Here is a 26,385-nt window from a genome sequence, read left to right as displayed (position 1 = left end):
AGCGGCTTTTTTATTTCTGATGCAGGCAAAGATAAAGCTAAAATAAAAAAGGCCACCGAAGTGACCTTAAATTAGGAAGGATTCTTTTTATCTGCGATAAGTTAACCCGTGTTACGCATACCTGCTGCAATACCCGCTATCGTCACCATAAGCGCTTCTTCAAGCTCTGGTGACGTCTCTTCTTGTTGACGAGTACGGAATAGAAGCTCTGCTTGTAGCATATTTAGTGGATCAACATAGATATTACGTAGACGAATGGATTCAGAACCCCATGGGTCACGTTCCATCAAGTGGTCATTGTTTTCTACATTTAGTACCGCTTTGATATCTGTCTGTAGTTGATTACGTAGACGCTCGCCTAATGGCCATAGAGACTTATCAGTTAAACGTTGATCGTAGTATTCAGACATCTGTGGATTACATTTAGTGTAAACCATTTCAAGCATACCAAGGCGTGTTGAGAAGAATGGCCATTCACGACACATCTCTTCTAATAGTTCTTGGTGACCCTTATCAATTGAATATTGAATCGCTTCACCTGCTCCTAACCATGCAGGAAGCACTAGGCGGTTTTGACTCCATGAGAAAATCCATGGAATAGCACGTAAACTTTCAACGCCACCATTTGGATTACGTTTTGCTGGACGAGAACCGAGAGGAAGTTTACCTAGCTCTAGTTCTGGTGTTGCTGCACGGAAGTAAGGTACAAAGTCTTTTTCGCCACGAACGACGTTACGGTAAGCTTCACACGATACTTCAGATAGCACTTCCATTAAGTCGCGCCATTCTTGTTTTGGTTCCGGTGGTGGAAGAAGGTTCGCTTCAAGAATTGCACTTGCATACAAATTAAAGCTGTTTACTGCTACCTCTGGAAGACCCAGTTTGAATCGGATCATTTCACCTTGCTCTGTTACTCGTAGACCACCTTTTAAGCTCTTAGGTGGTTGAGATAAGAGTGCTGCGTGCGCTGGTGCACCGCCACGACCGATAGTACCGCCACGACCATGGAAAAGAGTCAGTTCGATGCTTTCTTTCTCACAGACTTCAACAAGCGCTTCCATTGCACTGTACTGAGCCCAACCAGCAGACATTACACCTGCATCTTTAGCTGAATCTGAATAACCGATCATTACCATTTGATGGTTTTGGATAAACCCACGATACCAATCAATAGAGAATAGTTGTTCCATTACTTCTTTAGAGCGATTTAAATCGTCTAAAGTTTCGAATAATGGACATACATCCATACGGAATGGGCAACCTGCTTCTTGAAGTAATAGATGAACAGCCAATACGTCAGATGCAGTACGAGCCATTGAAATGACATAAGAGCCTAAGGCTTCTTTAGATTGTTCTGCAACTACTTTACAAGTATCAATAACTTCTTGAACTTCTGGAGACGGTTCCCATTTACGTGGAAGAAGAGGACGTTTTGAACTTAGCTCATTAACAAGGAATGAAATTTTATCTTGTTCACTCCATTGGTCATAATCACCAATGCCTAAGTAACGAGTCAGTTCAGATAATACATCTGAGTGACGGGTACTTTCTTGGCGGATATCTAAACGAACTAAGTGAGCACCAAATGCTTTTACTCGACGTAATGTATCCAGTAATGAACCATCAGCGATGATCCCCATGCCACAAGCATGCAGTGATTGATAACATGCGTATAGAGGATTCCAAAGTTGGTCAGCATCAGTCAGGATAGCTTTATTTGGTACTAGCTCACCCTTCATTTGTGCATCTAGGCTTTCAAGAGTATCGCCTAGTAATGTACGTAGTTGTTTTAGAATGGCACGATAAGGTTCGTGCTGATCCCCTGCCAGTTCACGAACTTCATCAGTACATTTAACCATTGAAAGTTCGCTGATTAGCTCATTAATGTCTTTTAAGTAAAGATCGGCCGCTTTCCAACGTGAAAGAAGCATTACTTCACGAGTAATTTTGTGCGTTACAAATGGGTTACCATCACGGTCTCCACCCATCCAAGATGACATGTGAACTGGACGCGCATCGATTGGAAGCCCTTCACCTAAGTGGCCTTCTAGGCGTTGGTCGAATTCACGTAAAAATTCTGGAATACCTTGCCATAGAGAGTTTTCAACAACAGCAAAGCCCCATTTAGCTTCATCTAATGGCGTTGGACGTTCTTGACGAATAACGTCTGAGTGCCATGCTTGAGCAATCAGTTGTTCTAGACGACGTTCTGTTTTATCTCGCTCAGAAAAAGAGATATCACCAAGCTCAAGTTTTGATAAACATTCGTTGATTTTAACCAACTTGTTGATCATGGTGCGACGTGCGATTTCAGTAGGGTGTGCAGTAAGAACCAATTCGATATTTAATTCACGAACGGCTTGTGCTGTATCTAGCTTACTTACGTTACTTTGGCTTAGTTTTGAGAATAAGGTACTAATAGCATCAGGTTCACATACATGTGCTTCACAATGGCGTGAGATAGTATGATATTGTTCTGCCATATTGGTAAGGTTTAGAAATTGGCTGAATGCTCGAGCAACAGGTGTCAGTTGATCGTCTGGAAGGCTTTTAATTTCTTCAATCAGTGCATTGCGGTCTTCGTCGCTTCCTGCGCGCGCTGTTTTAGACAGCTTACGAATGGTTTCAACTTTTGCTAATAGCTCTTCACCATGTGCGTCTCGAATCGTGTTACCAAGCAGGTGACCCAACATGCTGACATTGCTTTTTAAAGCAGCGTACTTTTCATTCATACATACTTCCTATACTTGTAATTTTGTTACATCCTGATTTTTTACTGCCTTCAATCTATCCGAATTTAAGGCTACTCGTCAAATATTGGTGAATATTTGTTGGTTTTTTGAACGCTAATTTGCCGTAGATCATCGAACCTTACTTTTCATATTGACGAGTTTTGTAAATTTATTTCAGCCTAAAAGCAGTGTTTGTACATTAATTTACTTAATACACTGATGGTTGGGTCTATAAAAGAAAAAGCCAGATACTCATCAGGTTGGTGAGCTTGTTCAATAGAGCCGGGACCAAGTACTAATGTAGGACAAAGATCTTGTAAAAAAGGCGCTTCAGTACAGTAGTTTACGGTTTCTACATCTTGCCCACAAATGTCAGCAGTGCTCGTTACTATCGGACTATCGGCGCTACATTCATAACCAGGAATGGGTTCATGAAGTGGGGTAATATCAATACGTCCCGGCCATTTTGCTTCAACCTCTTTTAGAGCATCTCGAAGCATATTATCGAGACCATCTAAACTTATGCCCGGTAGTGGACGAACATCATAATGCAGTTCACAGCAGCCACAAATACGGTTAGGACTGTCTCCACCATGGATATGACCGAGATTAAGGGTTGGATAAGGAATAGAAAACCCCGGATTATGGTATTCCTTAACTAATTTATTTTTTAATGTCATGAGTGCGAACATGATCTCATTCATGATCTCTAAGGCATTCACACCATGAGCGGGATCTGAAGAGTGGCCCGATTTACCTGTTACTCGAATGGCATTAGCAACATGTCCTTTATGTCCACGGATCGGTTTTAGACTGGTAGGTTCACCGATAATGCAATAATCGGGTTGAATCTTAGTATTTGATGCAAAGTGACGAGCACCGAGCATGGTGGTCTCTTCATCACAAGTTGCTAGAATATATAGAGGTTTAGATTGATCTTTCCAATTAATGTTTTTGATTGCTTCTAGAATAAAAGCAAAGAAACCTTTCATGTCAGCGGTGCCTAGCCCATAAAATCGGTCGTTAGCTTCAGTTAATGCGTGTGGTTCATAATTCCAACGTCCTTCGTCGTATGGAACGGTATCGGTATGACCCGCTAATAATAGCCCACCCTCACCAGAGCCTAATTTTGCTAATAGATTGAGTTTACCCTTTTCAATCTCTTCTATTTCAATTTCACACCCAAGATCTTCGCACCATTGTGCAAGTTTATTTATGACTTCTGCATTGCCTTCATCCCAACTTGAGTCAGTCGAGCTTATTGAAGAGGTTGAAATGAGTTGTTGATAATAATCTTTAAATTCCGGAAATTTCATTTATTCATACATCCACTGTTGACACAAAAGAGAGAATTCTGTAAAACACATATTAAATCACATTAAGTGAATAAAAATACAATTTAGTTAAGTTTGAGTGAATAACTAAATTGAGAGAAGGAAAGGATACCTTCAATATGGGCAACACTCACGTTACCCTGAATGGCTTTTCCCTTCAATAAGATTTAAGAGATAAAAGGGACGAATTATGTTGAAAACAGCCATTATTGGAGCGAGTGGATACACAGGAGCTGAATTAGCTCTGATGGTATTTAAGCATCCACATCTTTCTTTATCGGGTTTATATGTTTCAGAAAACAGTTTAGATAAAGGAAAAGCGATCAGTGAATTGCATGGTTCATTAAAAGGAATTGTTGATGAAGCATTACAGCCATTAATTAATGTGAACCAAGTTGCTAAAGAGTGTGATGTCGTTTTGTTAGCGACTGCTCATGAAGTCAGTCATAACTTAGCCACAACATTTTTAGAAAATGGCTGTGTAGTGTTTGATCTATCTGGTGCCTTTCGTGTGAAAAAAGAAGGCTTTTACAGTGAGTTCTATGGTTTTGAACATCAATATGAAGCGTGGTTAGATAAAGCGGTTTATGGTTTAGCTGAGTGGAATGCTGAAGCCATAGCGAAAGCGCAATTGATTGCTGTTCCTGGTTGTTATCCGACTGCGTCACAATTAGCACTAAAACCGTTAGTTAAATCTGAATTATTAGATAAGAATCAATGGCCTGTTATAAATGCAACCAGTGGAGTAACAGGCGCAGGACGTAAGGCAAGTTTAACCAGTGCTTTTTGCGAAGTGAGTTTACAACCCTATGGTGTGTTTAATCATCGTCACCAACCTGAAATTGCAGCTCATTTAGGTTGTGATGTGATTTTTACTCCTCATTTAGGTAATTTTAAGCGTGGTATTTTAGCGACAATCACCACGAAATTAGCGAAAGGCGTGACAGAAAAAGAAATTCAAGAAGCGTTTGAAGCGGCTTATACCCAAACCCCTGCTGTGCGTTTATTAGGAAACGAAATGCCCAAGATTCAATCGGTAGAGAAAACGCCTTTTTGCGATATTGGTTGGAAGATTCAGGGAGAGCATCTGATCGTTGTTTCTGCTATTGATAACTTGCTGAAAGGTGCATCAAGTCAAGCAATGCAGTGCATTAATATTCGTTTTGGTTTTCCGGTATTAACCGCATTGATTTAAGGATGAATAATAAATATGAATCAACGTCCATTGGTTATAAAGCTTGGTGGGGCAGTATTGTCTTCAATTGATACGCTCACGCTGTTATTTAAAACAATTTCAAACTATCAACAGCAAGCTAAGCGTTCTCTTATTATTGTTCATGGTGGTGGGTATCTTGTTGATGAGCTTATGGCAAAGCTTCAATTAGAAACAATAAAAAAAGAGGGGTTACGAGTTACTCCAAAAGATCAAATTGGCTATATCACAGGTGCGTTGGCGGGAACGGCAAATAAAATGCTACAAGGCCAAGCGATGAAAAATGGTGTGAAAGCGATTGGTCTAAGTTTGGCTGATGGTGGTTTATGTAAAATCACTCAGTTAAATCCTGAATTAGGTAATGTAGGTTTGGCAATCGCAGGTGATGCAAAGGTATTAGAGGCGATTTTAGCAACTCAAGTAACGCCCATTATTAGCTCTATCGGTATTACGAATGATGGTGAATTAATGAATGTAAATGCTGATCAAGCAGCGGTTGCAGTAGCTACTACTCTCGATGCTGATTTGGTTTTATTGTCAGATGTTCCCGGAGTGTTGGATGCTGAAAAACAGTTGATTAAGAGTTTAGATTCAGCTCAAGCAGAAATGTTAATTCAACAAGCTGTTATTACCGATGGAATGATAGTTAAAGTGCGTGCAGCTCTGGATGCAGCTCAAGAATTAGGACGAGCGATAGAAGTGGCTTCATGGCGTTCACCAGAAAAATTAGCTGAGTTGTTTATTGGAAACAGCATTGGCACACAATTTCAGCCTCAATAGGCAATGTGATTTTAAGAATACAGTCGCCGCGAGTATGCGGTTCAAGGAGAATAGAATGAGTAAGAAAGTAGAAGTAAACAAGGTTGTTGTCGCATACTCTGGTGGCCTAGATACCTCAGTGATCATCCCGTGGTTAAAAGAAAATTATAACTGTGAAGTAATTGCTTTTGTTGCGGATGTTGGTCAAGGCGAAGAAGAGCTTGAAGGTATTGAAGCTAAGGCAATTGCATCGGGTGCGACAGAATGTTACATCGCTGATTTAAAAGAAGAAATGGTTTCTGAATATATTTTCCCAACTCTAAAAACAGGTGCTTTGTACGAAGGGAAATATTTACTAGGAACGTCAATGGCACGCCCTATCATTGCTAAGGCACAAGTTGAAGTTGCACGTAATGTAGGAGCGGATGCACTTTGTCATGGTTGTACTGGTAAAGGTAATGACCAGATTCGTTTTGAAGGTGCTTTTGCTGCACTAGCTCCAGATCTTCATATTATTGCTCCGTGGCGTGAGTGGGATCTTGTGAGTCGTGAAGAATGCCTAGATTATTTAGCTGAGCGTAATATCCCTTGTACAGCTTCTCTTACTAAGATTTATTCTCGTGATGCTAATGCATGGCATATCTCAACGGAAGGTGGTGTTTTAGAAGAAACATGGAATGCACCAAATGACGATTGTTGGGCATGGACGGTTGATCCTGAACAAGCACCAAATGAATCAGAAACGATTTCATTAAAAGTAGAAAAGGGTGCGGTTGTTGCGGTTGATGGTAAAGCGATGACACCTTATGAAGTGGTTGTATACCTAAATGAGAAAGGGGCAAAGCACGGTGTTGGTCGTATTGATATCGTTGAAAACCGTTTGGTAGGAATGAAGTCTCGTGGTTGTTATGAAACACCTGGGGGCACGATCATTAATGAAGCGCTACGTGCAGTTGAGCAGCTTGTTTTAGATAAAACGTCATTTGAATTCCGTGAAGAGCTAGGCATTAAAGTCTCTCACCTTGTTTATGATGGTCGTTGGTTTACACCGTTATGTAAATCTATCTTAGCGGCATCTGAAGAGCTAGCAAAAGACGTGAATGGTGAGGTCGTTATTAAGTTGTATAAAGGCCATGCGACGGTAATTCAAAAGCGTTCTGATAACAGTTTATATTCAGAAGAGTTTGCTACTTTTGGTGCTGATGAAGTGTATGACCAAAGTCATGCAGAAGGCTTTATTCGTCTTTACTCGTTATCAAGCCGTATTCGTGCGCTAAATAGCAAATAAGTAATGCGTATTGTTTATTAAGAACAAGATTTAAACAATTTGTTTTACACTATGTCGAAGCTCGTTTTATATAAACGAGCTTCGATTTTTTGTATATAACGGTGAATATCAATCAAATATCCAATTGCGTTGATTAATATAATCCGAGTTAAATAAATTTATTTTGAATAAATATGTAGAAATAATGAATTTTTTCTTTATTTTTATCTGTAATTACCGTAAGTTAAAACCATCAAGAAAAATACTGAGTTTAATCAGAATAAAAGCAGTGAGCATTGTGCATTTAGGAGAGACAGCATGGCATTATGGGGCGGACGTTTTAGTCAAGCAGCAGACACCAGATTCAAACAGTTTAACGATTCACTTCGTATTGATTACCGCCTTGCAGAACAAGATATTGTTGGTTCGATTGCATGGTCTAAAGCATTACTTTCAGTCGGTGTTATTACCGAACTTGAGCAGCAAAAGCTTGAATTAGCACTAAATGAATTAAAATTAGAAGTGATGGAAGATCCTGAGCAGATCTTATTGTCTGATGCTGAAGATATCCACAGTTGGGTAGAAACTCAGTTGATTGGTAAAGTTGGTGACTTAGGTAAAAAACTCCATACCGGCCGTTCTCGTAATGACCAAGTAGCGACAGATTTAAAACTCTGGTGTCGTCAACAAGGACATCAACTGTTGCGTACACTTGATCAACTACTTAATCAATTAGTCAACGTAGCAAGTGAACACCAAGCGACAGTGCTTCCGGGCTATACACATTTGCAACGTGCGCAGCCTGTAACTTTTGCTCACTGGTGTTTAGCTTATGTTGAGATGATTGAGCGTGATTATTCTCGTCTTGAAGATGCCATTACTCGTTTGGATACTTGTCCCTTAGGCTCAGGGGCTCTTGCTGGTACCGCTTATCCTATGGATCGTGAAAAGCTGGCTCGTAACCTTGGATTCCAACGTGCAACACGTAATAGTTTGGACTCGGTATCGGATCGTGATCATGTCATGGAACTTATGTCGATCGCTTCCATTTCAATGTTGCACCTTTCTCGTCTTGCTGAAGACATGATTTTCTACAATTCAGGTGAATCTAATTTCATTGAGTTGGCTGATACGGTGACATCAGGCTCATCACTCATGCCACAGAAGAAAAACCCAGACGCACTTGAGTTAATCCGTGGTAAGTGTGGACGTGTATATGGTGCAATGGCTGGCATGATGATGACAGTAAAAGCATTGCCATTGGCTTACAATAAAGACATGCAAGAAGACAAAGAAGGTTTATTTGATGCACTGGATAGCTGGTCTGATTGTATTGAAATGGCTGCGTTATGTTTTGAAGGTATCAAGATTAATGGTGAACGTACGCTTGAGGCTGCAAAACAAGGTTATGCAAACTCAACAGAACTTGCAGATTATTTGGTAGCGAAAGGCATTCCATTCCGTGAAGCTCACCATATCGTTGGTGTAGCTGTTGTCGGTGCGATTGAAAAAGGTTGTGCACTAGAAGAACTTTCTATTGCTGAACTTAAAGCTTTCTCTGAAGTAATTGAAGACGATGTGTATGAAATCCTCACCATTGAATCTTGCCTTGCAAAACGTTGTGCATTAGGTGGCGTTGCTCCTGAGCAAGTTGCGTATGCCGTTGAGCAAGCAGGTAAACGTCTACAAGAGCGTGATAATGCTGGTGTGAAGGTTCGTCCAGCTCGTTTAACTGATCTAGATGCACTGGAAGGAATGGTTGCTTACTGGGCAGGGCTTGGTGAAAACTTACCACGTAATCGTAATGAATTAGTACGTGATATTGGCTCGTTTGCTGTAGCTGAGCACCACGGAGAAGTTACAGGCTGTGCTTCTTTGTATGTGTATGACTCAGGACTTGCAGAAATTCGTTCATTAGGTGTAGAAGCTGGGTGGCAGAGTCAAGGTCAAGGTAAAGCAATTGTTCAGCATTTAGTTGAAAAAGCACGGGAGATGGCGATTAAGAAAGTCTTTGTATTAACTCGTGTTCCAGAGTTCTTTATGAAACAAGACTTTATTCCGACCTCTCGTTCATTGTTGCCAGAGAAAGTGCTGAAAGATTGTGACCAATGTCCACGTCAACATGCCTGTGATGAGGTTGCATTAGAAGTGAATCTACAAGAGCAAGTGATCATTAAAAGCAGTGTAGCTTAGTTTGTATTGCAAATATTTATGCGATTGAGTTAACTAAATAAGCGGAATAAAAAAGAAAAAGTGGTGAACTTTTTAATTAAGTATTAGTCTTATTAATACTGCTTTTTCTTAGAAAGATTCTAAGAGGCCCCAATGCTTATATGGTATTGGGGCTTTATTTTATCTGCTCACTTACTATGATTGGTATTATTCAAACGGTAATAAGCCATGGCAATAAGATGTAAAACAAGTAATCCAGTAAAGGCTGAACTCACCATAAATGTGGCGATTGCTTCTATTTTATATGGTGTCATTTGAAAGAACTCCAACCAAGTCAACCATCCCCCAATAGAAAGAAATGTCAGTTGTTTCATACAACGCGTACAGCGACCTAGTTTTTGTTTGAAAATGTCTGAGCGACAAGTTTTACATGTCATGTATTGAGTTCTTTGATTGATAAGCGGGTGGAGAGAACTTTAAATGCAAAAAGACCAATGCGCAAACATTGGTCTTTTTATTTTTCAGTGACGCTTTAATTCGATTAACAACCTGGACCACAATCCATGCAGTGTTTGATCATTTCAGGTCCTAAATGTAATTTCGCATTTAAATCACGAAGGGCAGTACGAACCCCTTCTTCGATTACAGGGTGGTAGAAAGGCATATCTAGCATTTCAGAAACCGTCATCTTGTTTTGATGTGCCCATGCTAACAAGTGAGCTAAGTGTTCTGCGTTTGGTCCCATCATTTCAGCACCAAGGAAACGACCTGTACCTTGCTCACCGTATACATGAAGAATACCTTTATTGCGTAGCATCACTCGTGAACGACCTTGGTTTTCAAAAGATACTTCACCCGTTGCGAAACAACCACAAGTACCTAAACGTGTTGTGATTTCTTTATAAGTTTCACCAACCATTGCAATCTGTGGGTCAGAGAATACCGCTGAGATTTTCGAGCGGCGAAGACCTGCACGGATCTCTGGGAATCGGCCTGCATTATCACCGGCAATACGTGCTTGGTCAGCGGCTTCGTGTAATAACGGCAATTGGTTACTTGCATCACCAGCAATAAATACCGTTGGTAGTGATGTTTGAAGTGTGTAGAAATCGGCTGTTGGTACACCACGTTCATCTAATTCAATTGACGTATTTTCTAAGCCCAGTTTATCGGTATTTGGACGACGCCCCGTTGCTGCTAATACATACTCAACAATATTGATTTCTAATTCACCTTGCTTGTTGATGAATTGAATTTCAACGCGATTTTCTCCTGATTCTGTTGTAATGCGTTTCATGCTTTCAACTTTTACGTCCGCATCAAGGTAGAACTCTTCATTGAATGCTTTGTTCGCGTATGCCATTACTTCAGGGTCTGTAACTGGGCCTACTTGACCACCTAAACCAAACAGTTTGGTTTTAACACCTAAACGGTGAAGAGATTGACCAAGTTCAAGACCAATAACTCCAGGGCCAAATACCGCAACTGATTTTGGTAGCTCATCCCAGTTAAATACGTCATCATTAATGATCAAACGATCACCTAGTTCATTCCAAACTGCAGGGTAAGCAGGACGAGAACCAGTAGCGATAACAATACGTTTTGCATTAATGATCGTGTGATCATCAACTTGAAGCGTGTTGTCATCTAAAAATTTTGCGTAGCCAGAGATTTTATCTTCAGCAGGAATTTCATCAACGCCTTCTAAAACAAACCCAACAAAACGGTCACGCTCAAACTTAACGCGCTCCATTACTTCACGGCCATTAATTACGATTTCACCTTGAGGGTGGATACCAAATTTAGGTGCTTTTTCAATTTGGTGAACGCTTTCTGCTGCTGCAATTAATAGCTTAGATGGCATGCAACCAACGCGAGCACAAGTAGTACCGTAAGGACCGCCTTCGATCATGACAACACTGTCAGTATGTGCTTTTGCTGCACGGTAAGAGCCTAAACCTGCTGTACCACCACCGATAACAGCTACATCAACATTGACTTGTTTCATAATTCATATCTCACGTAGATTTATTTTAGAAGAAGAGTTTGAAATGGTAGCCCACGGTTTGTGGGCTACTTTTCATTAATGGTTAAGCTAGGAAAGCTTCTAGTTCTTCGCTACCACCGATGTGCTTACCACCGATGAATACTTGAGGAACCGTAGTGCGACCAGTGATAGCTCGTAGGCTTACTGTTGTTGCATCTTTACCTAGTACCACTTCTTCGTAGTTTAGGCCTTTGTCGATTAGGTTTTGTTTCGCTTTCATACAGAAAGGACAACCTGGTTTTGTGAATACTGTGATTGACTCTTGCTCTTTATGTTCAGGAGCAAGGTAGTTAAGCATTGTATCTGCATCAGAAACTTTGAACGGGTCGCCTGGTACGTCTTCTTCGATAAACATTTTTTCAACTACGCCATTTTTAACTAGCATGCTGTAGCGCCATGAACGTTTACCAAAACCAAGGTCGTTTTTCTCAACTAGCATACCCATGCCGTCTGTGAATTCACCATTACCATCAGGGATGAAAGTGATGTTTTCTGCTTCTTGATCTGCTTTCCATGCGTTCATTACAAACGTATCGTTTACTGATACACATAGGATGTCATCAACGCCATTCTCTTTAAATACAGAGTGTAACTCGTTGTAGCGAGGTAGGTGGCTTGAAGAACATGTTGGTGTAAAAGCACCTGGAAGACTGAATACGATAACTGTTTTGTCTTTAAATAGTTCTTCTGTTGTTACGTTAACCCAAGCATCACCTTGACGAGTAGGGAAAGTTACTTGAGGAACTGATTGACCTTCTTTAGATGTAAACATAATGATGTCCTTTAATTTAAATAATTTTGAATTTCTTTTTCGGGGTCTGCCCGTTTGATGTAGCTATTATGCAAAAGTTACCTTGATAGCTCTAATCGTTTGGTGTTATCGTTTCAATCGTTAAAATCTATCAATCAATATTTGATAATAAAGTGGTAAAGCTTACGGGAGTTTAATACATGAATATCCGAGATTTTGAGTACTTGGTCGCACTTGCTGAGCATAAACACTTTCGTAAAGCGGCAGAATCTTGTTTTGTTAGTCAGCCGACATTAAGTGGACAAATCAAGAAGTTAGAAGATGAAGTTGGTTTGGCTTTATTAGAGAGAACCAGTCGAAAAGTCTTGTTCACTGAGGCGGGGTTGCAGTTAGTCGAGCAAGCGAAAAAGATTTTACTTGAAGTAAAACGCTTTTCTGAACTTGCCAATCAACAAGGCAAGGAAATGACAGGCCCGTTGCATTTAGGGTTTATACCTACCGTTGGACCTTATGTGTTGCCATGGATTGTTCCAACACTAAAAGCACAATTCCCTGATTTAAATTTATACCTTCATGAAGCGCAGACACACCAATTAGTGAAAATGCTAGAAGAGGGGAAAATTGACTGCATGATTTTGGCTTCCGTCGAAGAGACCAATATGTTTATCGAGGTTCCTGTTTATGATGAGCCGATGGTACTTGCAGTGCCTAAAGATCATAAATGGGCAATAGAGGAGTCGATTGACATGTCTCGTCTGAATGGTGAGTCGGTTCTTATGCTAGGAGATGGTCACTGTTTACGAGATCAAGCATTAGGTTTTTGTTTTGCTGCTGGTGCTAAAGATGATGATCATTTTAAAGCAACCAGCTTAGAAACCTTACGTAATATGGTTGCTGCGGGTGGGGGTATTACATTAATGCCATACTTGTCGGTACCAAAAGAAAAAGAGCGTGATGGTGTGTGTTATTTACCTGCTCAAGATCCTGTCCCTCATCGTCAAATAGTTTTAGCTTATCGTCCTGGTTCACCATTAAGAACGCGATATGAGTCACTCGCTAAAGAGATTGAAAATAAAATGTCAGATGTTATCCATAGGCAAAAATCGGAATAATAAAAAAGGCACGCTATATAAGTAGCGTGCCTTTTTACTAAAGTGCTTTTAAAAGATTAGAACAGACTTTCGTCTTCCATTCCGTCACCATCTGCATCGTGTGATGAATAAATAGTGTCTTGGAAATCTTGTTCTACATACTCTTTTGGTTGAGTTCCACCAGCAAAATATTCCCACATACTGGTTTCATCATTTTTGTTGGTTAGTAGACCGGTTTCGCGATCTATCTTCACTTTAATGATGTTTGCCGGAAGCTGTAGCTTCTCTTCAGGAACACCTTCTAGTGCGACCTTCATGAAATTAACCCAAGCGTAAATAGCCGTTTTACCACCCGCTTCACCACCAAAAGACATCTCTTCTTTGGTCATGTTGTCGTTTTTGGTTGTGTAACCTAGTCGGTGCGACGGGTTATCAAAACCAACCCATGCTGTTGCTACTACATTCGGTCCATAGCCATTGTACCAAGCATCAACAGAGTCGTTAGTTGTACCTGTTTTACCACCAATATCACGACGTTTTAATACTTGTGCACGCCAACCAGTACCATTCCAGCCTGTACCTTTACGCCAACTACCGCCACCCCAAATGTTGCTGTACATCATTTGTTTAGTTAAGAAAGCATTTTGTGCCGAAATTACTTTTTTCGCATAAGGTGAATCTTCATCATTTTGATGAGAACAATCACGCTGACAAATGGTTTTTGGTGTTGCTTTGTAAACCTCATCACCAAATGGACCAGTAATGTGGTCAATATAGTAAGGTTCTACGTAATAACCATTGTTAGCGAATACTGCGAAGCCTTGTGCCATTTGAACTGGTGTTAAACTACCAGCACCAAGAGCGATGGTTTCAGAGCGTGGAAGTTCATCTTTCTTAAAGCCAAAACGTGTTAGGTAATCGATAGTTTCATCTAAACCAACATCACGTAAAACACGAACTGCCATTACGTTTTTAGATTGAGCCAAACCAATACGTAAACGAGCAGGACCAACATAAGTTGGTGGTGAGTTTTTCGGTCTCCATGCTGTACCTTGGCTCTCATCCCATGTATTAATTGGCGCATCGTTGATTAAACTAGCTAATGTTTTACCGTGGTAAAGTGCCGCGGAATAAATAAATGGTTTGATACTTGAACCAACCTGACGAACAGATTGAGTTGCTCGGTTAAATTTGTTATGAACAAAGTTAAAACCACCAACCAAAGAAGTAATTGCACCATCTCTTGGGTCCATAGCAACAAATGCTGTGTTCGCTGCAGGTACTTGGCTTAGTTTCCATACGGTTGTTGTTACATCGTCTGTTGTCTCTTGGCTTAATGGACGAACATAAATTTGTTCACCAACCGCTAAGATATCAGAAGCACGACGTGGTGCAGGTCCTTGGCGCTTATCTGTTTTAAAGCGACGAGCCCACTTTAGGCCATCCCAAGGAATAGTCGCGACGCCATTATTTTTAATATCAACCGTTGCCGTTTTACCTTTAATTGAAGTAACAACAGCAGGCATTAACTCACCGTATGAAGGTTCGTTTTTAAGATGCTTAGTAATTGCTTCTTCATCAAGAGGTGTTGCTTTTGGTTCCCATACGGTTTTAACCGCTCCACGGTAACCATGACGCTCGTCATAAGCTAATAGGTTATCAATTGATGCTTTATTAGCAGCAGCTTGCATTTTTGAATCTACGGTTGTGTAGATGTTCATGCCAGAAGTATAAGCCGCTTCTTCGCCGTATTTGTTTACCATCCAAGCACGAGCAATTTCAGCAATATATGGTGCTTGTAATTCGATTTCTGCGCCGTGGTATTTAGAAATAACCACCTCGGCCTTTGCATCATCAAATTCTTGTTTTGTTATGTAGCCTTCATCAAGCATACGAGCAAGAACAACATTACGACGTGTTGTTGCACGATCAACAGAATAAATAGGGTTCATTGTTGATGGGGCTTTTGGTAAACCTGCGATAATAGCAACTTCACCTAAGGTCAGTTGGCTCACTTCTTTACCAAAGTAAACATGAGCAGCCGCACCGACACCATAAGAACGGTAACCTAAGTAAATTTTATTTAGGTAGAGCTCTAAGATTTCTTGTTTTGTTAATAGCTGCTCAATGTGAACGGCAATAAAGATCTCTTTAACTTTACGCATAATTTTCTTTTCATTAGATAAAAAGAAGTTACGTGCAAGTTGTTGAGTGATGGTACTTGCCCCTTGCTTTGCAGAGCCAGAAGCTAATACAGCAAAGGCTGCACGAGTAATACCGATAGGGTCAAAACCATAGTGGCTATAAAAGCGGCTATCTTCTGTGGCAATGACGGCTTCAAGTAGATGAGGCGGCATTTCTTCCAGTTTCAATGGAATACGGCGCTTTTCACCAAATTGTGCGATTAACTTACCATCGCGGCTATATACCTGCATTGGTGTTTGCAGTTGAACATCTTTTAATGTTGCCACATCTGGTAATTCTGGCTTCACATATTGGTAGAAACCAAAAATTGTTGTGACCCCAAGAATTATGCAAACCAATGTAACTATTAGTAGTGCCTTTATGAACTTCACCTGATATTTCCCGTTTACTTTAATCTGTATTATCGTTTCTGACCCATAACTGAGTAGTATAAATATAACACAACAAAAAATAACGCAAATAAACGCTTAATTTTGAGATATTTATTTATTACTTGGAGTTAAATCAGGATGATCTACCCCACTATTACAGGTTTAGATGTAGGGCATCATAGCATTAAAGCCGTATCTGTAAGGTTAAAGAAAGGTCAATTAGATCTCGTTAGTTCTTTCGAAGTTCTATTGCCTGAATCTGTATTTGTGGATACCAATAATTTAAATGTCGAAGAATTAAAGCCTTACTTATCTCGAATAAAGAAACAGTTAAAGCTGAATCAAAAACAAATTGCATTTTCCATCCCGGATAGCAGCATCACTAGTAAAGTAGTGCAAATTGATAGTCAACTCGATGAACGAGAAACAGAATTTGCTATTGCTCATAATTTTGAACAGCACTCTTCTTTTTCATCTGATGATCTGAATATTGATTATGTGGCCTCTGAACATAGAGGAACAGGCAGCTTACAGACGATCACTTACCAAGTTTTTGCGACCCGCAAAGATTTAGTTAACTCTCGTCAGCGTTGTTTTGAATCTGCTGGACTTAAACCTGTGCTGGCAGATGCTCATTCAAATGCACTTTTAACCTTATGGCAGAGAGCGATAGCGGTTTATCCAGACAAAAAAAATTGGATGCTAATTGATATTGGTTATATGCAAACCGTTTTTTGTATTGCTTCTCCGAGTCAACATTTATATAGCAAGCACATAGCATTTGGTGCGGTTGCTCAAGAAAAAGAACAGGCGTCTAACACTGAAAATGCTTCAATTGATTTGTCTGCAGGGACGCTTTTTATTAAGCAGTTATCTGAGCATATTCATCGTCAAGTCACTCTTTATTCATCGGTTAATCAGCATAAGGTTGAAGGCGTATGGATTACTGGTGGTGGCTCAATGCTACCAGGGTTATCGGATTCTTTAAGTTATGAATTATCCTTACCAACGGTTGATTTAAATCTTCTTTCTTTATTTCAAACACCAAAGAAAAGAGTGGGATCGTTCCATGAACAAAAAAATCAATACGCATCGGCTCTTGGATTGGCATTGAGAGGGATCGAATGGCTTACCAAATAAACCTATTACCTTGGCGAGAAAAGCAGAGAGCAAGATATAAGCAACGTTTTATTGCATTACTTTGTGCTGGGGTGACGTTATCTGTCGGTATTCAATGGGGGATTGCGCAATATTTAGAGCAACAAGTTTCGATTCAGACACAACGTAAGCAATCGTTAGAAAAGCATATCTCTTGGTTAAACAATGAATTAAAAGATCTTAACGAAGTTGGAAAAGAGCATGAAGCGATATTAACTCGTCTTGATGTTGTCGAACAGTTACAGCAGAACCGAAACAAAACCACTCAGCTATTGAATATTCTACCCGACATCATCACTGAAGGTATTTATTTAAATAAAGTTCGCATGCATGAAAGGGAAGTTGAAATTAAAGGGTTCAGTGATAGTAACTCTCGGCTAGCAAGTATGTTGGATAAATTAGAGCGTTCCTCTCAAATTACTTCAGTAGAAATGCACTCTATTGTCTCTGGACAAAAAATATTTGGCCATGATGTCAGTAGTTTTGAAGTCTCGTTTAAATTACTTCCTCCAGTGAAAAAGGAACCGTCGTAATGGATTGGCGTGAATTAGATTTAGATGAAATTACGGAATGGCCGATTGTTCCGCAGCTGTTAGTGATTTTGTTGTTGTGTTTATGTATTCAAGGTGCTGGATATTGGTTTTGGTTACAACCAATACAAGAAAGTATCGAGCAGTCAAAATTGGATGAAATAAGCTTAAAAACAACGGTGAAATATAAATATAACCAAGTTGCTGCTATGCCCAAAATGAAAGATCAATTGAATGAATTGAATCTACGATATGAGTTTTTGTCGCAGCAATTACCTGCTCAAAAAGAGTTAGCAAGCATGCTTTCAGGTATCAACCAGGTTGGTATTCAAAACAAGCTTACTTTTACTCGGATTGACTGGGGCGAAAAACAAAATAAGACGTTTTTATATAAGTTACCTCTGAATATTGAGCTGACAGGGCAATACCACGACATTGGCTCGTTCTCTGAAGCCATGGCTGATTTACCACGTATTGTTAGTCTGGAAAATATTGATATTCAAAGGGTAAGTAAAGAGAGCAGTACATTGCACTTTCGTGTAATGGCTTATACCTACCAATTTAGGGGGGATCATGAATAGTCGGATGTTTGTTTCAGCCATTACATTGATGTTGATGGTTGGATGTAAAGCGAATAAGGACTCTCTTGATACTTTTTATACTGATGCTAAACGATCAGGGCATAAAGAGGTTGAAGTATTAGCTAATGTTGTACCTTTTGAGGTGGAAGTGTATGCCCAATCAGAAGCTCGTTCTCCCTTTGTTCTTCCTAAGCAACCAGAGCGGGTAACCCAACCGAAAAAGAAAAAAACGTGTTGGCAGCCGAAATACAGAAAAAAAACGGGAGCATTAGAGCGATATTCATTGCGTAAATTACGTTTAAAAGGCGTGATGGGAGCAGACAAAGACATTACCGCTTTAATACAAACACCGAAAGGGAGTGTGATTAAAGTTCGCAAAGGGCAGTACATGGGAACCAATAATGGTCAAGTGGTTGCGATTAAATCAAAACAAATTACGTTGAAAGAAACCCTGCCAGATGGAATGGGATGCTGGCAACAAAGATATGTAAAACTGGCGTTGAAACATTAATTGAAATAAAGGATTAGGAATATCTCATGTCGCTAGGACGCAATAAACTCATCAATTCATATTGTATTCGGTTATGTGCATTTATTATGTTCAGTTTCGTTCATTTGAATGTACTTGCTGAAGAGTCAGTGATGAATCAGCTTGTTGAAGTAGATTTTCAACTAAGTAAGAAAAAAGAAGGTGTCATAACAGTAGAGTTAGCCTCTGCAGCTGCGACGGTGGATTTACGCAAAGAAAAAGATAAGCTGATTATTGAATTGCATGACACCAAAGTCAGCGATGATAAATTGGTTATCTTAGATGTTGAAGATTTTGCGACTCTTGTTTCTCGTATTGAAACATTTAGAGAGCCAAGTAGTACCGTTTTATCTGTTGATGTTAAAGGTGACTATCAATATGACTACTTTTTGAAAGGGCCCTCCTTGCAAGTGGTGGTATCTCAATTGCCTGAAAGTGAGAAAAAATCGCCGATTAGCTCTAATAGTGAAGATAAAAGTAAGCCTATTTCGATTAACTTCCAAGATATTCCAGTCCGTCATGTATTGCAGTTGATCGCGGATTATAATGATTTTAACTTGGTTGTTGCTGACTCTGTTAAGGGGAATCTAACCTTACGTCTAGATGGCGTTCCATGGCAGCAAGTGCTTGATATTATTCTTCAAGTTAAAGGGTTGGATAAACGAGTTGAAGGTAACGTTGTTTTGATCGCTCCTAAAACCGAACTTGATGCACAAGAGCAGCAAGTATTAGAGCAAGCTCAAATGGCATCTGAATTGGCTGCGCTATCATCCGAGATCCTTTCTATTAAATACGCAAAAGCGTCAGATATAGCAGAACTTCTTGTTGGAGAGGGTGACATTACCATGCTATCTAGTCGTGGCAGTATTACGGTAGATGAGCGTACAAACTCTTTATTGTTAAGAGATCTTCCAGAGAATATTACGGTAATCAAAGACATCATTGATACGTTAGATATTCCAATTAAACAGGTTCAAATTGAAGCTCGTATTGTAACGGTGAATGAAGGTAATTTAGATGAGTTAGGGGTTCGTTGGGGGATAACTAATACCAATGGCAGTACAACGGTTGGTGGCTCTATTGAAAGTAATTTAGCAGCCGTTGGGTTGTATGATGGCGGTGGAAGTGATGATAAGAAGAGTGGCAATAATAGCCTTCCTGTCGATGATTTCTTAAATGTGAATTTAGGGCTAGCGAATCCTGCCGCTTCAAGCATTGCTTTTCAGGTGGCTAAATTAGGCTCTGATTTATTGCTTGATTTAGAACTTTCGGCACTTCAAGCTGAATCGAAGGCTGAGATTATCTCTAGTCCACGTTTGATAACGACCAATAAAAAACCTGCGTATATTGAACAAGGTACAGAGATCCCTTATTTAGAAGCTTCATCGAGTGGAGCGACATCGGTATCGTTTAAAAAAGCAGTATTAAGCTTGATGGTAACACCGCAGATTACCCCAGATAACCGATTAGTTTTAGACCTGACGGTGACACAAGATAGACCTGGACAAGTGGTTAAAACTGGTACTGGTGAGGCGGTAGCTATTGATACTCAACGTATTGGTACTCAAGTGTTAGTTGATAATGGAGAAACGGTTGTTTTAGGTGGTATTTATCAACATTCGTTATCAAATAGCGTTGAGAAAGTGCCTCTTCTTGGTGACTTACCTCTGCTTGGGGCGTTATTTCGTCGAAGCTCTGAAAATATAGGTAAAAAAGAATTATTGATATTCGTTACGCCAAAAGTTGTTATACAGTAATGAGATAGTATTCAAATTCAGCATGATTTATAGGAAAAAAAGCGGTAAAAAAAAATAATTATGCTGAACTTTTCATCTAGCTATTGCAATCACTACTAGTTAGCTGAGATAATTTTCGGTCTGATCACGAAATATCTGTGAGGAATATGGTGCCACAGGCGAGCGTCTATTAAAGAGACAACTGTTGGCAATGTCGTTAATGAACTTTGCATAATTTCTGAAAAATGGCTGAAAAACGAAATATTTTCCTTGTTGGCCCAATGGGCGCCGGCAAAAGCACAATTGGTAGACACTTAGCTCAACAACTTCATATGGAGTTTCTTGATTCTGATACGGTAATCGAAGAACGCACAGGCGCAGATATTGCTTGGGTTTTCGATGTTGAAGGTGAAGAAGGTTTCCGCAAACGTGAAGAAGGTGTGATTAACGATCTTACTCAAGAGCAAGGTATTGTTCTTGCGACGGGTGGTGGCTCTGTAATTAGTAAAGAGAGTCGTAATCGTTTATCTGCTCGTGGTGTTGTTGTATATCTTGAAACTACAATTGAGAAGCAGTTAGCACGTACACAACGTGATAAAAAACGTCCACTGCTTCAAACTGATGAGCCTCGTGAAGTGTTAGAAGCACTAGCGAAAGAACGTAACGCACTTTACGAAGAAGTGTCTGATTACGTTGTTCGTACCGATGATCAAAGTGCAAAAGTAGTTGCAAACCAAATCATTCAAATGCTTGAAGAGCGTTAATTTAAGCAATTAATAGACATAAAGTGGGAACGAATCATGGAAACGATTCATGTAGATTTAGCAGAACGTAGCTATCCCATCTCTATCGGCGCCGAGTTGTTTTGCAACCCGGCGCATTTTTCATCTGTAATACCTGCCAAAAAACGTGTTGTCGTTATCAGTAATGTGACGGTTGCGCCTCTGTATGCTCAACAAATTATTGACACTTTAAACACCTTTGAATGCCAAGTATCACTACTTGAATTAGACGATGGTGAACAATATAAAAATTTAGATACTTTTAACCAAATACTGACTTTTTTACTTGAAGAAAATCACAGTCGTGATGTGACGATTGTTGCTTTAGGTGGTGGTGTTGTTGGTGATGTTGTTGGTTTTGCTTCTGCTTGCTATCAACGAGGTGTCGACTTTATTCAAATACCTACCACGCTTCTTTCTCAGGTTGATTCATCTGTTGGCGGCAAAACGGCCATTAATCATCCTCTTGGTAAGAATATGGTTGGTGCTTTCTATCAACCAAAAGCCGTTATTATTGATATAAACTGCCTTAAAACATTACCTGAGCGTGAATTTGCTGCAGGAATGGCTGAGGTGATTAAATATGGCATCATTGTTGATAGAGAGTTTTTTGATTGGCTTGATGAGAATATGGATAAATTATACGCGTTAGATCATGATGCGTTGATTTATGCGATTTCACGTTGTTGTCAAATCAAAGCGGATGTCGTTGCTAAAGATGAAAAAGAATCAGGAATGCGTGCACTCTTGAACCTAGGTCATACTTTTGGTCATGCGATTGAAGCTGAAATGGGTTACGGTAATTGGCTTCATGGTGAAGCTGTTTCTGCCGGAACGGTTATGGCAGCGGTAACTGCGCAAAAAGAGGGATTAATCTCTCAATCTGATGTAGAACGCATTTGTTCTATCTTAGAAAAAGCCAAGTTACCATTAAAAGCACCAAAAGAAATGACAGTAGATGCGTTTATGAAGCACATGATGCGTGATAAGAAGGTCTTATCAGGTAAATTACGTTTGGTTCTACCAACTTCTATTGGTAGCTCTGAAGTAATTACAGGTGTTTCTGAGAGCGTACTTGCTGAAGTAATTGAGCAATGTAAGGCATAGAAAAAGATATGAGTATTGGTCATGATTTAACTGTTTTGGAATTAGAAAGCCAAATTGATGTGTTATCCCGCATTCAGTTTGTTTCTCGTTTTGGTTCTAATTTAGTTCACATAGAAGGAGTTAAAGGCTCTGGTAAATCGTGGCTAGCTCAGCGTTATCTTGAAAAATGGTGTGATGATGCAGATCAAGTGCTATTGATGTGTCATCCAAACCAATCTATTCAACAACAGCGTGGCATTATTTTAAAGCAAGTGGTTCGAGATCCGTTGTTTAATGAGTCTGATTCTGTTGTTGATAGTGTCGGTCGAATGCTTGCTGGTGAAAAGTGTAACTTAGTACTAGCGATTGATGATGCACACTTGCTTTCATCTGAGCTTTTAAGTGAGTTATGGCTACTGGTTCAAAAGGCGCAGTCAGCTCCAAATTGGCAAATTAATATCTTATTATTTGCTGAAAAAGGAAAGCTAACTCAAACACTGTCTCAAATGTCTTATGGACAGGATAATAAGCCTGTTGATATTGATATTAATTCGTTAACAGAAGAAGAAGCCGTTACTTTTGCTGAAATGTTAGTGGTTCGCTTTGCTGTCGATAAAGACGAAAAATCGCGTCTTCGTACTTTGGCTCGTAAATGTAATCGTCTGCCTGCTGAGCTAGTTGCTCTTGGGGAGAAGAAAACAGAGCGTCGCGTTATTATTCGTTCAGTGACGCGTTCTCCTGTTGGTATTTTAGGACTAGCGTCTGTTTTATTACTTGGTTCTGCTGGAGCATATTGGTGGTTAAATCAATCATCAACGATGCCAATTTCATCTATTGTCGATAACACATTAGAGCAAGATACTCGAGTTGCATTAGATTTAGATGGAAATCCAACGTCAATTGATACTGAAGTAGATAAGACGAATCAACCAGAAGACGATACGCATTCTATTCCGCCAGATGTCATTGATACTCCTGTTATTGCTGAGACAACAGAAGAAGAAGGCAAGCGTGTGGTTGTTCCTTCAGAGTTAGTTGATTCTTTAGTTACTGAAGATAAAGAAGTACAAGAGAAACCAACACTGGACGTTGAACCTGTTCAACCAGAAGAAAAGCCAACGGTTGAAAAAGCACCTACAGCGACGCAAGAAAAAGCGGATAAACCAAAAATAACATCTGAAAGTAAGAAACAAGATGAAAACCCATCGGTTTCTATAGTAACGACTGATAAAGCTGACGCCAAAATCACATTTACTTTAGCGGATAAAGAGCTAAAAGCGATTTCAAGTAAGCGTTATATATTGCAATTAGCGGCTTTGACTAATGAAGAAGCGGTGCAAGAATTTTTAGATGACCATAAAATAGAAGGTTCAGCTCGTATTTATCAAGCATTAAGAAATGGTTCTATTTGGTATATTGTTAGTTATGGTGATTATGCATCAATTTCATCCGCTCGTGGAGCAGTAAAAACTTTGCCAGCTTCGGTTCAAAGCTTGGGTCCTTGGGCTAAATCGTTAGTACAAGTCCATCGCGAGATTGATTCTGTAAAATAACCATAAGATAAACAGATCCTAGTTAAAAAATAGGGTACAATCCCCCGCTTTCTGGATTAAGGTAAAAAGGCGTAAAAGACGTATGAAAAAGCATCGCGCATTTCTCAAGTGGGCTGGCGGTAAATATAGCCTAGTAGAAGAAATTCAACGTCATCTCCCTGATGCTAGAAAATTGATCGAGCCTTTTGTTGGGGCAGGTTCTGTATTTTTGAATACAGATTATGATCATTATCTATTAGCGGATATTAATCCAGACCTTATCAATCTTTATAATCACCTTAAAGATGAACCGCAGCGTTTTATTGAAGACGCTCGCGCGTTATTTCAACCTGAATACAATAAGAAAGAAGTGTATTTAGCGTTACGTGTTGAGTTTAATCAGTGTACTGATACTTATCGCCGTTCGTTATTGTTTTTATACATGAATCGCCATGGTTTTAATGGGTTATGCCGTTATAACAAGAAAGGTGGTTTTAATGTGCCATTTGGTTCGTATAAAAAACCGTATTTCCCAGAAAAAGAGATGGTGTTTTTTGCTGAAAAAGCGAAGAAAGCAACATTTGTTTGTGAAGGGTATATGGATACATTTAAACGCGCTCGCAAAGGTGCGGTTGTTTATTGTGATCCTCCGTATGCGCCGTTATCAACGACCGCTAACTTTACCTCTTATGCTGGAAATGGCTTCTCATTAGATGACCAAGCTGCACTGGCTGATGTTGCAGAAAAAGCGGCATTTGAGCGTGATATTCCAGTATTGATTTCAAATCACGATACAACACTGACTCGACGCTTATATCATGGTGCGACACTTAATACGATTAAAGTGAAAAGAACCATTAGTCGAAATGGTGCTGGGCGAAATAAAGTGGATGAGCTTATGGCTTTGTTTCATGCACCTAAATGTACAGAATAAGTTAACTTAAGACTCTTTTTTCTTCGAACGCCAGATTTATGTGATTTGTGTCCCTTTATTCACATAAGACAGCCCCCAAAATATCAGGTAGAATTGCGCCGTCGATTTAATCGATTGCGCTATATCAATTTAGCGGTATCTAAATAATTACTAACCTGAGGCTCAACATGAAAGATTTTTTGATCGCACCATCTATTCTCTCTGCTGATTTCGCACGTCTAGGCGAAGACGTTGAAAAAGTACTAGCGTCAGGTGCTGATGTGGTTCACTTCGATGTAATGGATAACCACTATGTTCCAAATCTAACTTTTGGTGCTCCAATCTGTAAAGCATTACGTGATTACGGCATCACAGCTCCTATTGATGTTCATTTAATGGTGAAGCCTGTTGATAGTATTGTTCCTGAGTTTGCAAAAGCGGGTGCAACAATGATCACTTTCCATGTAGAAGCTTCAGAGCATATTGATCGTACACTTCAATTAATCAAAGAGCACGGTTGTCAGGCTGGTGTAGTTCTAAACCCTGCTACACCATTATCATGCCTTGAATACATCATGGACAAAGTGGATATGATCTTACTAATGTCTGTAAACCCAGGCTTTGGCGGTCAATCTTTCATTCCAAGTACACTTGATAAGTTACGTGCAGTACGCAAAATGATTGACGAGTCAGGTCGTGATATTCGTCTTGAAATTGATGGTGGCGTAAAAGTGGATAACATCCGTGAAATCGCAGAAGCGGGTGCCGATATGTTTGTTGCAGGTTCAGCTATTTTTAATCAACCAAATTACAAAGAAGTGATTGATGAAATGCGCGCTGAATTAGCAAAAGTGAAAGGTAACTAAGATTCATGTTTGAAGATATCAAACTGATCGCATTTGATTTAGATGGGACGCTACTTGATAGTGTTCCTGATTTAGCTCGAGCGGTGGATCTTGCGATGCAAGACATGGGATACCCTCGCGTTACATTAGAGCAAGCATCTCATTGGATTGGTAATGGTGCTGATGTACTCGTTTCTCGCGCGTTAAGTCAAAACTATATCGTGAAAGACGATCTTGATGCTGAATTAATAAAGCAAGCTCGTGCAAGATTAGATCAACATTATCATGACGGCGGTCATCAACTTAGTCACCTCTATCCTGATGTCAAAGACACGTTGGAACGATTGCATCAGCAAGGTTATACCTTGGCGTTGGTGACGAACAAACCGTCTCAATTTGTACCTGAACTTCTTGAGCAGCATCAGCTTACTCATTTATTTAGTGATGTGATTGGTGGTGATACGTTCGCCGAGAAGAAACCGAATCCATTTGCGTTAAATTGGCTGCTTGATAAACATGGTTTATCAGCATCTGAAATGCTCATGGTTGGGGACTCTAAAAATGATATCCAAGCGGCTCAAGCTGCCGGATGTCATAGCTTTGCGCTGACTTATGGCTATAATCATGGCGAACCTATCTCAGATAGCCAACCTGATGTGGTTAGTGATGAATTTAAGTATTTATTAGCCGTGTTGAGTGTGGCAAGATAGTATTCATTGATAAGTACAGTGACTAATAATGTTCAGGCTTA

22 protein-coding genes are annotated in these 26,385 nt (G+C 39.8%); 16 read left to right on the top strand and 6 right to left on the bottom strand.

The genetic code is table 11. The features are described 5' to 3' along the window. Positions 1-101 precede the first annotated feature (101 nt). Both ppc and argE read right to left on the bottom strand, forming a co-directional pair. Positions 102-2,732, bottom strand: a complete 2,631-nt coding sequence (gene ppc, locus GNP81_RS01260) for a phosphoenolpyruvate carboxylase (RefSeq protein ID WP_155670971.1) — start codon at positions 2,730-2,732, stop codon at positions 102-104. A gap of 179 nt (positions 2,733-2,911) precedes the next feature. Next, entirely contained in the window at positions 2,912-4,048 is a 1,137-nt protein-coding gene (argE, locus tag GNP81_RS01255) for an acetylornithine deacetylase (protein ID WP_155670973.1), read from the bottom strand. Between the two features lie 208 nt (positions 4,049-4,256). Between argE and argC the strand changes: the two genes are divergently transcribed. The 4 genes from argC (at position 4,257) to argH (ending at position 9,498) form a co-directional block, all read left to right on the top strand. Beyond that, positions 4,257-5,261, top strand: coding sequence for an N-acetyl-gamma-glutamyl-phosphate reductase (argC, locus tag GNP81_RS01250; protein ID WP_155674249.1), 1,005 nt, complete (start codon positions 4,257-4,259; stop codon positions 5,259-5,261). A gap of 15 nt (positions 5,262-5,276) precedes the next feature. Next, a complete protein-coding gene (gene argB / locus GNP81_RS01245; protein ID WP_155674250.1) occupies positions 5,277-6,059 on the top strand; it encodes an acetylglutamate kinase in 783 nt (260 codons plus the stop codon). A gap of 55 nt (positions 6,060-6,114) precedes the next feature. Then, on the top strand, positions 6,115-7,326 hold the full coding sequence (locus GNP81_RS01240; RefSeq protein ID WP_155674251.1) for an argininosuccinate synthase: 1,212 nt from the start codon (positions 6,115-6,117) through the stop codon (positions 7,324-7,326). A 297-nt stretch (positions 7,327-7,623) separates the two neighbouring features. After that, positions 7,624-9,498 carry an argininosuccinate lyase gene (gene argH, locus GNP81_RS01235; protein ID WP_155674252.1) on the top strand — a complete coding sequence of 625 codons (1,875 nt, stop codon included), beginning with the start codon at positions 7,624-7,626 and terminating at the stop codon, positions 9,496-9,498. Between the two features lie 167 nt (positions 9,499-9,665). On the opposite strand, the gene GNP81_RS01230 is transcribed toward argH, so the two are convergent. The 3 genes from GNP81_RS01230 to GNP81_RS01220 all read right to left on the bottom strand — a co-directional run bounded on the left by GNP81_RS01230 (position 9,666) and on the right by GNP81_RS01220 (position 12,296). Then, entirely contained in the window at positions 9,666-9,914 is a 249-nt protein-coding gene (locus GNP81_RS01230) for a DUF3624 domain-containing protein (protein ID WP_054775330.1), read from the bottom strand. A gap of 104 nt (positions 9,915-10,018) precedes the next feature. After that, positions 10,019-11,485 carry a dihydrolipoyl dehydrogenase gene (locus tag GNP81_RS01225; RefSeq protein WP_155674253.1) on the bottom strand — a complete coding sequence of 489 codons (1,467 nt, stop codon included), beginning with the start codon at positions 11,483-11,485 and terminating at the stop codon, positions 10,019-10,021. 82 nt (positions 11,486-11,567) lie between these two features. Continuing rightward, positions 11,568-12,296: a redoxin family protein gene (locus GNP81_RS01220; RefSeq protein WP_011262707.1), complete on the bottom strand. Its 729-nt coding sequence runs from the start codon at positions 12,294-12,296 to the stop codon at positions 11,568-11,570. 179 nt (positions 12,297-12,475) lie between these two features. On the opposite strand from GNP81_RS01220, the gene oxyR reads away from it, so the two are divergent. Beyond that, positions 12,476-13,387 carry a DNA-binding transcriptional regulator OxyR gene (oxyR, locus tag GNP81_RS01215; protein WP_155674254.1) on the top strand — a complete coding sequence of 304 codons (912 nt, stop codon included), beginning with the start codon at positions 12,476-12,478 and terminating at the stop codon, positions 13,385-13,387. A 56-nt stretch (positions 13,388-13,443) separates the two neighbouring features. On the opposite strand, the gene GNP81_RS01210 is transcribed toward oxyR, so the two are convergent. Next, on the bottom strand, positions 13,444-15,942 hold the full coding sequence (locus GNP81_RS01210) for a penicillin-binding protein 1A (protein ID WP_005421103.1): 2,499 nt from the start codon (positions 15,940-15,942) through the stop codon (positions 13,444-13,446). A gap of 138 nt (positions 15,943-16,080) precedes the next feature. Between GNP81_RS01210 and pilM the strand changes: the two genes are divergently transcribed. The 11 genes from pilM to GNP81_RS01155 all read left to right on the top strand — a co-directional run bounded on the left by pilM (position 16,081) and on the right by GNP81_RS01155 (position 26,344). After that, the gene (gene pilM / locus GNP81_RS01205) at positions 16,081-17,082 is read left to right on the top strand and encodes a type IV pilus biogenesis protein PilM (RefSeq protein WP_155674255.1); all 1,002 of its coding nucleotides are present in this window, start codon (positions 16,081-16,083) and stop codon (positions 17,080-17,082) included. Next, a complete protein-coding gene (locus tag GNP81_RS01200) occupies positions 17,067-17,633 on the top strand; it encodes a PilN domain-containing protein (protein WP_146862733.1) in 567 nt (188 codons plus the stop codon). Before pilM ends, GNP81_RS01200 begins: the two co-directional genes overlap by 16 nt. Next, positions 17,633-18,211: a type IV pilus inner membrane component PilO gene (locus tag GNP81_RS01195; protein WP_005421098.1), complete on the top strand. Its 579-nt coding sequence runs from the start codon at positions 17,633-17,635 to the stop codon at positions 18,209-18,211. Before GNP81_RS01200 ends, GNP81_RS01195 begins: the two co-directional genes overlap by 1 nt. Further along, entirely contained in the window at positions 18,204-18,722 is a 519-nt protein-coding gene (locus tag GNP81_RS01190) for a pilus assembly protein PilP (RefSeq protein WP_155670981.1), read from the top strand. Before GNP81_RS01195 ends, GNP81_RS01190 begins: the two co-directional genes overlap by 8 nt. Positions 18,723-18,808: 86 nt before the next feature. After that, on the top strand, positions 18,809-20,497 hold the full coding sequence (locus tag GNP81_RS01185; protein WP_196587402.1) for a type IV pilus secretin PilQ: 1,689 nt from the start codon (positions 18,809-18,811) through the stop codon (positions 20,495-20,497). Positions 20,498-20,721: 224 nt separating this feature from the next. Next, entirely contained in the window at positions 20,722-21,240 is a 519-nt protein-coding gene (aroK, locus tag GNP81_RS01180) for a shikimate kinase AroK (RefSeq protein ID WP_005421091.1), read from the top strand. Positions 21,241-21,276: 36 nt separating this feature from the next. Beyond that, positions 21,277-22,365, top strand: coding sequence for a 3-dehydroquinate synthase (gene aroB / locus GNP81_RS01175; protein WP_155674256.1), 1,089 nt, complete (start codon positions 21,277-21,279; stop codon positions 22,363-22,365). An 8-nt stretch (positions 22,366-22,373) separates the two neighbouring features. After that, the gene (locus GNP81_RS01170; protein ID WP_155670987.1) at positions 22,374-23,897 is read left to right on the top strand and encodes an SPOR domain-containing protein; all 1,524 of its coding nucleotides are present in this window, start codon (positions 22,374-22,376) and stop codon (positions 23,895-23,897) included. A gap of 82 nt (positions 23,898-23,979) precedes the next feature. Continuing rightward, positions 23,980-24,810: an adenine-specific DNA-methyltransferase gene (gene dam / locus GNP81_RS01165; protein WP_012534276.1), complete on the top strand. Its 831-nt coding sequence runs from the start codon at positions 23,980-23,982 to the stop codon at positions 24,808-24,810. Between the two features lie 167 nt (positions 24,811-24,977). Beyond that, a complete protein-coding gene (rpe, locus tag GNP81_RS01160) occupies positions 24,978-25,655 on the top strand; it encodes a ribulose-phosphate 3-epimerase (RefSeq protein ID WP_155670989.1) in 678 nt (225 codons plus the stop codon). 5 nt (positions 25,656-25,660) lie between these two features. Continuing rightward, entirely contained in the window at positions 25,661-26,344 is a 684-nt protein-coding gene (locus GNP81_RS01155; protein WP_155670991.1) for a phosphoglycolate phosphatase, read from the top strand. Positions 26,345-26,385: the final 41 nt, after the last annotated feature.

Source organism: Aliivibrio fischeri, assembly GCF_009727955.1.
GTDB classification, from domain to species: Bacteria; Pseudomonadota; Gammaproteobacteria; order Enterobacterales; family Vibrionaceae; genus Aliivibrio; species Aliivibrio fischeri_A.
The sequence above is the reverse complement of the archived record's forward strand: the minus strand, read 5'-3'. Positions and strand labels throughout refer to the sequence as shown.